Below are 12325 nucleotides of genomic sequence, written 5' to 3' on the forward strand. Positions count from 1 at the left end.
CACCTTCCCAGGGACTTTCGGATGTCCGGTTCGGGACCAAGGGCCTTACCCCGCTGTACGCTGTCGGCGGCCCTCCGCGGCCGGGGGGCACACGACTACCGGGGGGAATGGGACGTGGATCCCGCAACCATTGGCGCTCGCCTCGCGTCGAGCGTCGTCACACCGCTCATCAAGAAGCTGTTCGTCAAGGAGGGGCCGGGCGCCGGGCTGGTGAACCAGCCGGTCCGCATTTCCTCCCTCATCTCGTTCCGGGGCGAGCAGCGCACCCTGACCGAGAAGGACCTGAACAAGCTCGCCGCCGAACTGGTCGCACGGGCCACCCGGCACGCCGGCCCCGGCGAGCGGCCCTGCCCCGCCGACGAGGACGAACTCGTCGCCGAGAAGCTGGCCACCACGCTGTACGCGCTCGGCGACCTCGATATGAACGACATCCAGGCGGTGCAGCTCGGCCACCGCGGGCTGGCCCATGAGCTGACCCATGCCACCCGCGCGCGGGGACGCGACACGCTGCACCTCAGCCAGGGCGGCGCGACGCTCCACGAGCGCCTGCTGGACACGGCCTGCCTGCACATCCTGCACTTCTTCACCCAGCGCTCGACCTTTGTCGCCCGCTCCCTCGTCGAGCAGAGCGGCCAGCTCAGCGATCTCATCACCAAGATCGACATCCTGATCGAGCGCATCCCGTCGCAGTCCGCGCAGGACGCGGGGTTCGAGCGGCGGTACGCGGAGTACATGATCGGCAAGCACTCCACGCTGACGATCGTCGGGATCGACCTCAGCCACGCCGAGGCCACGTGGCCGCTGGACGCGGCGTATCTCAGCCTGGAGGCGGTGTCCTCCGGCGAGGAGCGCCCGCTCGACTCATTCGCCGATGAGGCCGGTGAGGCCCCGCAGCACGCCGCCCTTCCCGCCGACCGGGCACTCTCCGGCCATCAGCGGGTGCTGCTGCGCGGGATCGCGGGCTCCGGCAAGACCACGCTTGTGCAGTGGCTCGCCGTCTGCACCGCGCGGCAGGAAACGCTGCGCGGCCTGGAGCAGCTGATCGGCCGCGTCCCCTTCGTCCTCCCCCTGCGCACGATCGCCCGCCAGGAATCCCTGCCCTCCCCTGCCGCCTTCCTCGCCTCCGTCCACAACCCCCTGAGCGGCGCCCAGCCGCCGGGCTGGGCCGACCGCGTCCTGGCCGCGGGGCGCGGGCTGCTGCTGATCGACGGCATCGACGAGATCCCCGAGCGCGACCGCGAGCGCACCCGCGCCTGGCTCGCCGATCTCCTCATCGCCTACCCGGACAATCTGTGGCTGGTCACCTCCCGCCCCTCGGCCGTCGCCGAGGACTGGCTGGGGGCGCAGGACTTCGCCGAGTTCACGCTGTCCCCGATGAGCCGCGAGGACATGGCGGCGTTCATCGACCGCTGGCACGAGGCGGCGCGCCAGACCTGCCGTACGGAGGAGGAGCGGGCCGCGCTTGACGACTACCAGTCGGCCCTGCACACCGCCGTCCGCACCAAACAGGACCTCAGCCGGCTCGCTACCAACCCCCTGATGTGCGGCCTGATCTGCGCCCTGCACCGCGCCCGCCGCGGCTATCTGCCGCCGGGCCGCAAGGCGCTGTACGACGCGGCGCTGTCGATGCTGCTGACGCGGCGCGACACCGAGCGCCACATCTACGCGCCGGGCGACGTCCAGCTCGACGAGGAGCCGCAGATCCAGCTCCTCCAGCGGCTCGCCTACTACCTGATCCGCAACGGCGAGGCCGAGCTGGACCGCGACCGCGCGGAGCACCTGATCGAGGAGGCCCTCCCCTCCGTCCCCGCCGCCCGCGCCCTGGGCGACGCGCCCGCCATCCTGCGCCATCTGCTGCTGCGCAGCGGGCTGTTGCGCGAGCCGTCCGTGAGCACGGTGGACTTCGTCCACCGCACCTTCCAGGACTATCTGGGCGCGAAGGCGGCGGTGGAGGCGTGGGACGTCGGCCTGCTGATCCGCAACGCGCATGACGCGCAGTGGGAGGACGTCATCCGCATGGCGGTCGCGCATGGGCGGCCGCGCGAGCGGGCGGAGTTGCTGGGGAAGTTGCTGGAGGAGGCGACGAGGTGGGACCCGCGGTCGTCGCTCCGTCTGCGTCTGCTGGCCATGGCCTGCCTGGAGCACGCGCCCGATCTGGACCCGGGGATACGGGACGAGGTCACACGGCACGCCATGGAGTTCATCCCGCCCTTGACCATCCCGCGAGCACGGGAGCTGGCCACGGTGGGCCCGCTGGTGCTGGAGCTTCTTCCGGGGCCGGAGGGGCTGACGGACGAGGTGGCGGAGTGCTGCGTGGTGACGGCCTCACGCATACCGGTGGACGCGGCGATCCCCTGTCTGGCCCAATTCGCCGACCACCCGGCGGTCGGGGTACGCGCCCAACTGGCCTCGAGCTGGGGGCGGTACGACACCGAGCGGTACTTCCATGAGGTGATCCTCCGCCTGAACCGGGACGACCTGTACTTCGTGGCCGAGTCCATGGAGCATCTGCGGCTGCTCCTGGACACCGGTCCGCGTCCATGGCTGATCCTGCGCGGGGATTTCACGGAGGACGAGATCAGGGACAGCCTCGCCGGGGAGGTGGTGACCCGGCTGCGGCTGAGCGGCAACGACGCCGTCGGCGACCTCGGCGCCCTCAGCCACCTGTCGCGTCTCGACACGCTCTATCTGACCAACTGCATCAGCGTGTCCGACCTGACTCCTCTCTCGGAACTGCCCATCCACACCTTGGTCTTCGAGCCGCCATGGTCCGGCCCGGCGGACGCGACCCTGCCCGAGGGCCTGGAGAAACTGGCCGCGCTGGACCGGCTGAAGCTCGACAACTGCCTGCCGCCTTTCAACCCCCGCTTCGTCCCGCCCGGGATCACCTGGCTGGACCTGCATGTTCCGGCGGAGAGCCTGGACACCGCCTGGGTGGCGACGGCGTTCCCCCGTCTCCGTCACCTGAACCTGCTACTCAAAGTGCGCTCCAACCACTCCATCGACCTGTCCCCACTCGCCGCCCTCCCCGACCTGGAGACGGCCACCGTCGTCAACGCGGCGGTCACGGACCCCCAGGCGCTCCCCGGCGTCACCGTGACGACGCCCGACAACGAGCCAAGGCGTACCGGCCGCCCAGGCGACCCCACCGGCCGCACCACAACCGCCGTATCGTGAAAGGCCGACTTCGGCACGGATGAGGGGGCGGAACGGAATGCGGCCGCAGAACGCACACCTCGCACGAACGACCGGGTCCACCGGGGTGCTGGTCGTGGCCCGCCCGCACAGCACCCAGTGGTGAGCGGCCCGCCGCCTCCGCACACGGAGGGCCGCGCCTCGGGACAGGGCCGGGTCTTTCAGTCATCCGGCGACCAGCACATCACCGAACACCATCACCACTACGCGCCGGGCCCCGGCGCCTCCCTGTTCACCGGGACCTCCCCATCGGATCCGCTCTCCGCCGCGGGGATTGGCCCGGACTCCGTACGGATACCGCTGGTCGGCCGGGTCCCGTCCGTCCTGCGCGACCGCGCGGACCTGATGCGGCGATTACGGACGGCCCTGGACGGTGGCGGCGGACAGATCCACGTACTGCACGGCATGGGCGGCTGCGGCAAGACGGCGGTGGCCCATGCCCTGTTCGCGGAGGCAGTCCACGACCGGGCCCGGATCGGATTGTGGGTCAACGCCTCGGAGCGACTGTCCCTGCGCGCGGGCATGCTGGCGGTCGCCGCCGACCGGGGCGCGAGTCCCGGCGAACTTGCCGCCGCGCACAGCGGGCAGCGTGCCGCCGCGGATCTCGTATGGCACCACCTGGACCGTTCCCCGGAGCCGTGGCTCCTGGTCATCGACAACGCTGACGATCCGGCGATTCTGGAGGAAGGCGGCTGGTTGCGTGCCGGCCCTCGCGGCACGGTGCTGGTCACCACGCGATACGCGGCCTCGCGCGTCTGGCGAGGCGCGATCCTCCACCCCGTCGACGTGCTGCCGAGCGAGGACGCGGCCCAGGTCCTGTGTGACCTCGCACCGCATGCGGGCACTCCGGCGGCGGCCGAGCTGGTCGCGGTCCGCCTCGGCTGCCTGCCGCTCGCCCTCACCCTCGCGGGTTCCTATTTACACCAGCAGCTACTGGAGTCCTGGTCCATGGACGAGTACCGAACCCACCTCGAAGACGACCCGATCGGCCTCATCGACCAGGGAGCGGCGCTCGACTCCGGCCGTTCCGACTCCCGCCACCTGGTCAGCCGCACCTGGCAGTTGTCCCTGGACGCACTCGCCGACCAGGGCCTCCCCGAAGCGACGACGCTGCTGCGGCTGCTGTCCTGCTGGAGCGCGGATCCACTGCCGCTCGCCGTTCTGTCTCCCGCATCGCTGGGCGGAACGGGCCTGCTGGACAGCGGGCGCGTCGAACCGGCACTGCGCGGGCTGATCGACCACTCGCTGGCCACGATCGTCTCCGCGCCGCCGGGCGCGGACGGCGAACGGCCGGTGCGCTGTGTTCAGGTGCACGGAGTGCTCCTCGACAGCATCTCCTCGGGCATCCCCGCTGACCAGCGCGCTGCTCTCACCGAGGCTGCGGCATCGTTGCTCGAGGCCGCCCTTCCGGCGGAGGCCGGGTCCGGGGATAGGTTCGTTGCGTTGCTCGTGCCGCATGCGGTGCGGTTGCTGCGGCGGGTGGACGGTGGCGCGGTGGATCAGGTGGTGGATCTCGCCGTACGCCTCTCGGAACGCATCCACGAGACCGGTGATTACGCCGCCGCCCTGGCCCTGGCTCAGCAGGCCGCGGGGGCGGGTGAACGGATGCTGGGCGCTGAGCACCCTCTGACGTTGAGCGCGCTGCATCGTGTTGGGCGCTCGTTGTTCCGGCTCGGTCGCATCGTGGAGTCGGAGGACGTACACAGCCGGGTGCTACGAGTACGTGAACGGGTCCTGGGCCCTGATCACCCCGACACGCTTGAGTCCTGCCACGGACTCCAGCAGCCGCTCTTCAGGATGCGACGACGGCCTGAAGCCCTGTCTTTGCTGCGTCGCGCGGCCAATGGGCTGCGGAGCGCTTTGGGCGTGGAGCATCCTAAAGCGCTGCGCAGCCGGGCGATGCTGATCGAAGAACTGGCCACATCGGGCGAGAACGAGGAGTTCGCGCGCGTATCACCAGAGATCGTGGTCGACTGCGAGCGGCACCTTGGCACGGATCACCCAACCTCCTTGTCCGCCCGGCACGCTTACGCCTTTGGTGTCTCCCGACTCGGCGACCCTGCGGAAGCGGAACCGCTTGTCCGCCGAGTTCTGGCGGATCGGGAACGCGTACAGGGCGACGCCCACCCCATGACGCTCACCGTTGTCGTTCTGCTCAGTCAGGTACTTGCGAAGCGCGGGCACTGGGAAGAAGCGGTTGAACTGACCCGCCGGGCCATCGCCGGACGTGAGCAAGCGCTCCCAGCCGACAGTCCCGTTCTGGTGGAGAACTACAGTCAGTTGGCCGACTATCTTGCTCACGCGGGGCGGGTGGCGGAAGCCGAAGGTACGGCACGTGTAGCCCTTCCGCTATGTGAGCGCGTCCTTGGCCCCGATCACCCCGAAACGCTTCGTGCTCGTCGAGTTCTCGCGAGGTGAGAGCCATCCGACGCTCTAACCTCTCCGCTCTGGCCGGGCCCGCTCGGCCTTCAGCAGGCCCTGGTAGTCCGTGAGCACGCGCAGCAGCGCGAAGCCGGTGCGCCGAGGGGGATGGTGCCGAGTTCGAGTTGCGGTTGGTGGGGGTCGCTGAGGTCGGCCCGGGTGGACGTTGGTGACTAACTCCGAGGTGCAGATCGCTGCCGCCTCGGCGAGTTGATCCAGCCCGGAGGCAGTGAAAACCCCGCGCACGAAGTCGCGGCACAGCCGGGGCGAAGTGGGGAGGGCGGGGGCGGAGAGGGTGTAGCGGTACGGATGTTCCGGGTGTGCGGGTGCTCCCATGCGACGCCTCCGTGGCGCTCGTAGCTCAATACCCTGTGTGAGCAAGGCAACACCCAAGGCATGGCAGATCTCAGCAATGTTGCAACCAATCCGCGAAGATGATTGGACTGCCCCACTCGAGCGGGGCACACTGACACCGATTCCCCTGGAGGACCGGCCGTGGCGCTGCGAACGCTCATCACCGAACGGCAACGCCGACTTGGCGCAGAGCTCAAGAAGTTACGGCTCAAGGCAGAGTTGTCGATCGCCGACGGCGGCAAGCGGATCGGCATGGGCGCGCCTCACCTGAGCCACATCGAGGCTGGGCGGACTGCCATCCCAGCGGATCGCCTGCGCGATCTCGTTGACGCTTACGGGTGCAAGAATGAACCGTACGTTGACGAGCTTGTCAGCATGGCCGAGAGCAGTGGCAAGGGTTGGTGGTCGACGTATCGGAAGTCCTTCCCGCAGTCCACACTCGACCTCGCCGAGCTGGAATCCCGGACGACGACGGTCCAGACATACGAAACCCTTCTGATCCCCGGCCTGTTGCAGACCGAGTCGTACATGCGCGCCCTGTTCCGCAGCGGACTCCCTGACGCCTCACCCGAGGAGATCGAGCAACTCGTCCGCTTCCGAAGAGCGCGCCAGGCCATCCTGGGACCTGATCAGCCCGTCGCCTTCCAAGCGGTCATTCACGAGGCTGCGCTCCGCATGGAGGTGGGCGGTCCGCACGTCATGAGGGAGCAACTGGTTCAGCTCATCCGGGTATCGATGAACCCGCACATGACCATCCAGGTCTTGCCCTTCAAAGTCGGCGCACGCTTCTGGCACAGCACGCCATTCCTCGTCTTGGGAGTCGGAGTTCCGGGCCTCGAGACCGTGGTCGCGGATCACCCGTCCGCGAACCTGCGGCTCGGCGATCCCGAGTCCATCGCGCGCTACGAATCCACATTCAGCGATCTGAGCCAGAGCGCACTGCCACCGGTAGTCGCAGATGCGACCCCCGAACTCCACGAACAGCGTGACTCGTGGGGCCTCCTCCAACACATCCTTTACACCCTCTAGGGAAGGCATCATGTCCGACCTCACCTGGCGGAAGTCATCGTTCAGTGAAGCTGCTGCGGCCAACTGCATGGAACTCGCCGCCACCTCCGGCGGCATACACATACGCGAGAGCGACGAGCCCGACGCGGTGGTCCGTACGACGCCCGCCGCGCTCGGCGTCTTCATACGTGCCGTGAAGGCCGGTCGACTCGATCGCACCCTCTGAGCACAGGCCGGATGCCAGGCGCGGGTATCGTCTCGCGCGCTTCGCGCGATTGAGCAGCGGCGGCGGGGGCCGGGGCGCAGGGCGCGTTGCCGGCTGCCGGGCCGGTGGGGACCGCCTCCGGGTACCCCCTCCGAAAACGCTTGATCTGAAGCAACTACCTTGTCAAGGGTTTTCGGGAGAGGTACCCCCTGCGGCGTCCAGGCGCGGCTGATGGGTGATCCAGCGTCGCAGTGGATGCGGAGTCCGGCGGTCCGGCGACGGGCCTCGCCCCCGCCCCCTGCCCCGCTGCTCAATCGCGCGAAGCGCACGAGACGGCGCCGCACCCGACCGATGCGGCACGGCGGAGGCGGCGCGTCGGGCGAGCGGGACGGCCCCGGCCGATGAGACGGCGCTCCGGCTACGCGGCGGGCAGGGGCCATGCCACCGAGGGATCGCCGAGCCATACCCGGTGGTGGCCGTCGGCCGTTACCGTCAGGCCGAAGTCGAACAGCTCCGGCCGCCCGGTGCCCGCCCACCAGGCGAGGGCACCGGCGGTCTCGTCAGCCAGGTCTCGCGGACCCCACTGGTGCACCGTGCCATCGCTCGCGTACGCCCACGAGTCCCGGCTGCACCACCAGTGCCCGCCGTCCTGTGGCCAGTGCGCCACGTCCGCAAGCCTCAGCCCGACCGCGAACTCGGCGTGTGGGTCGGCGAGCCGGGTGATGTCCAACTCCGCTTTGCTCTCGCGGCTCTCCTCCCACGCTTCCGTGGAGCAGACTTCATCGATACGCGGATGTGCGCGCTGGCCACGCACCGCCATGAACGTCACCGCGCCCGCGAACCGGCCCTCGGCACGGCCCTCCGAGACGGTCAGCCGCGCGAGTCCGTGTGAGCAGAACGCGGTCCGGAAGGGGGCCAGGATCAGGCCGCCGGGCCGCATCTGCTCCACCCACGCCCATGGGATCGACATCACCGAGGCCGTCGCCACCAGCCGGTCGTACGGGGCGCAGCTGCGCCAGCCCTGCTCGCCGTCCGCTTCGAGCACGGTCACCTCGCCGTACCCGGCCCGGTGCAGCGCGGCCCGTGCGCCATCGGCCACATCCGGGTCGATCTCCAGGGTGGTCACCCGCCCGGCGCCCGCCCGCTCGGCCAGCAGTGCCGCGTTGTACCCGGTGCCCGCCCCGATCTCCAGCACCCGATGCCCCGGCCGCAGGTCCAGCTCGGCGAGCATAGTCACCACGGCGGCCAGTGCGGAGATGGAGCTGGTGGGCACATCGCCGCCAGCGGGATCGGGGGCACCGTCGTCCACCTGCGTGGCAATGGCCTGTGCGGGGTCGTACACCATGCGGGCCCACCGTTCCGGGTCGTCCTCTCGGCGGAGCGGCCGGTATACGCCGCCGCCCAGCACCCATACGGTGCTGGGGACGAACTCGTGCCGCGGGACGGCCCCGAACGCGCGCCGTACCCACGGCTCGGCGATGTCGAGCGTCTCGGCCGCCCTCGCGCGTAGCCCTTCCAGGTCGGTCACTTGCGGTGCGTCCCACCGCCCGGCCTGGAGACATCCGGATGCTGTCCGTCCGAGTCCCGCGGGCTCGGCTGCTTCGGCTGCGGGTTCGGTGTGGGCGGCTTGCCGTGCGTTCCCATGTGGGCCCCCTTGCATCGGTGGTCAAGCAACCAGTGTGGGCTTCGCCCGTCGAGAGACAGTAGAGCGCGTATGCACCAACCGGGCGCAAGGCACGTTGCCGGCCCTCCTGGGTATCCCTCTCGAAATCGCTTGATCTGGCGCAACTAATACATCAAGCGATTTCCAGGGGGCCGCCGCGCCCTGCTCAGACCCAGCGCTTCATGAACTCGATCGCCGCGGAGTCGACCTCCTCGGGGTTCGAGGCGCTCAGGAAGTGCTGCCCGCCCTCGATGGTTTCCAGACGTGCCTCGGGGGAGCGGGTGAACATCCGGATCTCCTCCTGGGCGTTCGCCACCGAGTACACCTGATCCGCGGTGCCGTGCAGCCACAGGACGGGGCAGCGGACATCGTCGAGCCTGCCGTGGAGCCCGTCGCGGTCGCGCAGGTTCACCGTGCTGAGGCGCAGGCGGTGGCGCCCGGCGTCGCCGGCGTAGTTCGCACGGTAGGTGGCGAGCCAGAACTCACGTTCCTCGCCCGAGACGCCGCCCAGGGCCGCGTCGAACACGTCGTCCACGAACTGGTCCGGCACGACCCAGTCCTCGCCGACCCGGTCGGCGAAGGCGTCGACGATCGGCGTGTTGAACCCGATCCCGTCCCAGCACCCCAGGTCGCGGCTGCGTGGGCTCTCGAAGTCCATCGACGTACCGAGCGGGATGAGGCCCTTCACGACGTCCGGGGCGAGCAGCGCCATGCGGACCGCCACCCAGCCGCCTTGCGAGGTCCCCAGCACGAAGGTCTCACGGATCCCGAGCGCCTCCAGGGCCTGGAGGCCCGCGACCGCGCTGTCCCAGTAGGTGAAGTGCTGGTACGAGGCCCTCGTGCGGCCGTGCCCATAGGGCTCCAGGGCGAGCAGGTTGGCCGCGGACCCGAGCGCCGGGTCGGCGAACTGCGGCCGGTACAGCTCGGCCGAGGTGGTGTACGAGTTGATCAGGACCAGCGTCGGCAGCGCGGGGTCGTACGGCCTGGCGAAGGTGCACCCGACGGTCGACCCGCCCAGGTGGGGTATCTCCACCGTCTGCTCAATATTGCTCATCAATTACTCCTCGTATACATGGGAAATTTCGGCATCGACGAATTAGTTCAGTGCGCGGTGTCGGGGCGCTTTCACCCGCAGTACGATCAGCAACGCGGAGGCGAGCAACACCACGCCGGAAACGGTGAATACGGTCGTGACGCCGCCGATACCGAACATCACACCGCCCGCGGCAGCCCCGCCGGCGATAGCGGACTGCACACCTACCACCACCAGCCCGCCCGCACTTTCCGCGTGGTCGGGCACCATACGAGTGGCCCAGTTCGACCATGCCACCGATACACCGCCAAAGGCGAGGCCCCAGAGGACCACCAGAGCCACATACCCGGCTTGCCCGGCGGGAAGCAGGGCCAGGCCCAGTGCCGCAACGCCCATCAGCACCGGCGTCAGCGTCAATGTCAGGCGCAGGCTGATCTCCAATAGCCATCCGGCCACCAGCGTACCGACGAAGTTCGCCACTCCGAAGGCGAACAACAGCAGCGCCAACTCATCGACGTCGACTTTCACCACGTTTTCCAGAGTGGGCCGGATATAGGTGAACAGTGCGTAGTGCCCAATGTGAACCAGGAGCATCCCCGCAATGCCAACCCCGAAACCCGGGCGTCGCAGCACCTCCCACAACGTGCTCAGCTTTGCCGTGCCATGGGGCGCCATCCGGGGCAGCGCGAACAATTGGAACACCAACGTCACCACCCCGAGTGCGGCCGCCGCCAGGAAGGTGCTGCGCCAGCCGGACAGCTCGCCGAGGTAGCTGCCGAGCGGCACCGCCACGATGGTCGCCACCGCGATGCCGCTGAAGATGACCGCTACCGCACGCGGAACCAAAGCCGCGGGCACCAGACGCATCGCCACCGCCGCCGCCATGCTCCAGAAGCCACCGAGTGCGACACCCAGCAGAATCCGCATCAGCAACAGCACCATGACGTTGGCGGCCACGGCCACCAGCAGATTAGAAACGATCAACAGGACGGTGAAGCCGAGCAACACGATCCTTCGGTCGACCCTCCGGGTCAGGCTCGCCGTCAGCAAACCGGAAAGCATCGCCGCCACCGCCGTGACAGTCACCGACTGCCCCACCAGAGCTTCCGATACTCCTAGGTCGTCGGCCATCGGGGTCAACAAGCTGGCCGGCAGATATTCCGCCGTCAGCAACCCGAAAACACCCACCGCCAACGAGAACACCGCCGCCCACGACGATGAGGCCGGTTCGGGCGGTATCCGTTTCGCACCGGCCGCTTCGCCGGGGCCGGCATCGGGCAGGGTGGCGCATACATCACTGCTCAACTGTTTACTTCCCCTGAATCGCATGAGACGTTCAAGTCAAGCCTGCACGCGAAATTCAGGATGAGCTATGACAGAAAGTCCGCAATATTTGATCGAGGCTCCGGGCGGGGGTGCCACAGCACAGTTCGCCCTGTCGTCCGACCTCATCAGCGAACTGCTGACCAGCATGCGGCTGAGCGGTGTTCGGTATCGTCGTGTCCATGCTGGCCCGCGGTTCGGCCTCAATTTCGACGCCAAGCCCGGACGCGCCTCTTTCCACTTCCTCGCCGTCGGCTCCGCCGTCCTGCGCACCGAGGACGGAACTGTCCACAAGCTCTCGGCGGGCAACGCCGTATTCATGCCACACGGCGAGTCCCATCAGCTGCTCTCCGGTCCGGACATACCGGTCCGGAACATAGACAGCTTCGACGCGGTCTCTCTCAGCGATTCGGTGTGCGATGTGGATGCCTGCCCGAGCGCCGACCCGGCTCCCGGCGCGATCTTCTTCAACGGCTCCATGGAGTTCGACCTCGGCGGAATGCAGGGCCTCAGCCGGTTGATGCCCGATGTCATGCTGGTCGACGCCGAGGGGAAGCGTTACCCCGGGCTCATGCCGATCCTCGCGTCCATGAGGCGCGAAGTCTGCGCCGAACGTGTGGGCTTCGCCGGCATCCTCGCTCGTCTGGCCGAAGTGGCGGCGGCCATGATCGTGCGGGGCTGGATCGAATGCGGCTGCGACAACACCTCCGGCCTCGTGGCCGCGTTGCGCGACCCCCGCCTGGCGTGCGCCATCCTGGCTCTGCACAGGCGACCCGGGCATCACTGGACCGTGGCGGAGCTGGCAGCGGAATGCAATGTCTCCCGATCCGTCTTCGCGGACCGATTCCAGACCACGATCGGCATGCCGCCCCTCCGTTACGCCACGGAGCTGCGGATGCTCCTCGCCAGCCAGTGGCTGGCCCAGGACACATTGCCGATCCAGTCCGTGGCGCAACGCCTCGGCTACACCTCGCAGGCCGCTTTCAGCCGTGCCTTCAAACGCGTCACCGGCCGGCCGCCGGGCGCCAGCAGGGACACCGCACGTTCGAGAGCCGCTGATGAGCGCGACTGACGCATGCGTATGCGCGGAGCGGGGGCGGACAGTGGCGCCGCGCATCCGCTC

General features: G+C 68.9%; 9 protein-coding genes. 5 read left to right on the forward strand and 4 right to left on the reverse strand.

Features of this window, described 5'->3' with window-relative positions:
• Positions 1-114 precede the first annotated feature (114 nt).
• Both NP777_RS35905 and NP777_RS35910 read left to right on the forward strand, forming a co-directional pair.
• Positions 115-3177 (forward strand): NACHT domain-containing protein, encoded by a 3063-nt coding sequence (locus NP777_RS35905; protein WP_256654376.1) that lies wholly within the window; start codon positions 115-117, stop codon positions 3175-3177.
• A 120-nt stretch (positions 3178-3297) separates the two neighbouring features.
• Complete coding sequence (locus tag NP777_RS35910) at positions 3298-5613, forward strand: tetratricopeptide repeat protein (RefSeq protein WP_256654377.1); 2316 nt, start codon at positions 3298-3300, stop codon at positions 5611-5613.
• A gap of 15 nt (positions 5614-5628) precedes the next feature.
• Here the strand turns inward: NP777_RS35910 and NP777_RS35915 are convergent, their stop codons facing one another.
• Positions 5629-5952, reverse strand: a complete 324-nt coding sequence (locus NP777_RS35915; RefSeq protein ID WP_256654378.1) for a hypothetical protein — start codon at positions 5950-5952, stop codon at positions 5629-5631.
• A gap of 159 nt (positions 5953-6111) precedes the next feature.
• Here NP777_RS35915 and NP777_RS35920 point away from each other — a divergent pair, with 159 nt between their 5' ends.
• Both NP777_RS35920 and NP777_RS35925 read left to right on the forward strand, forming a co-directional pair.
• Positions 6112-6999, forward strand: a complete 888-nt coding sequence (locus NP777_RS35920; protein ID WP_256654379.1) for a helix-turn-helix domain-containing protein — start codon at positions 6112-6114, stop codon at positions 6997-6999.
• Positions 7000-7009: 10 nt separating this feature from the next.
• Positions 7010-7204, forward strand: coding sequence for a DUF397 domain-containing protein (locus NP777_RS35925; protein WP_256654380.1), 195 nt, complete (start codon positions 7010-7012; stop codon positions 7202-7204).
• A gap of 397 nt (positions 7205-7601) precedes the next feature.
• Here NP777_RS35925 and NP777_RS35930 read toward each other — a convergent pair whose 3' ends face one another.
• The 3 genes from NP777_RS35930 to NP777_RS35940 form a co-directional block, all read right to left on the reverse strand.
• Positions 7602-8711 (reverse strand): methyltransferase domain-containing protein, encoded by a 1110-nt coding sequence (locus NP777_RS35930; RefSeq protein ID WP_256654381.1) that lies wholly within the window; start codon positions 8709-8711, stop codon positions 7602-7604.
• A 301-nt stretch (positions 8712-9012) separates the two neighbouring features.
• On the reverse strand, positions 9013-9900 hold the full coding sequence (locus NP777_RS35935; protein WP_256654382.1) for an alpha/beta fold hydrolase: 888 nt from the start codon (positions 9898-9900) through the stop codon (positions 9013-9015).
• 42 nt (positions 9901-9942) lie between these two features.
• Complete coding sequence (locus NP777_RS35940) at positions 9943-11184, reverse strand: MFS transporter (protein ID WP_256654383.1); 1242 nt, start codon at positions 11182-11184, stop codon at positions 9943-9945.
• 88 nt (positions 11185-11272) lie between these two features.
• Here NP777_RS35940 and NP777_RS35945 point away from each other — a divergent pair, with 88 nt between their 5' ends.
• Positions 11273-12274: an AraC family transcriptional regulator gene (locus NP777_RS35945; protein WP_256654384.1), complete on the forward strand. Its 1002-nt coding sequence runs from the start codon at positions 11273-11275 to the stop codon at positions 12272-12274.
• Positions 12275-12325: the final 51 nt, after the last annotated feature.

It is taken from the genome of Streptomyces rugosispiralis, assembly GCF_024505145.1.
In the GTDB taxonomy this organism is placed as follows: domain Bacteria; phylum Actinomycetota; class Actinomycetes; order Streptomycetales; family Streptomycetaceae; genus Streptomyces; species Streptomyces rugosispiralis.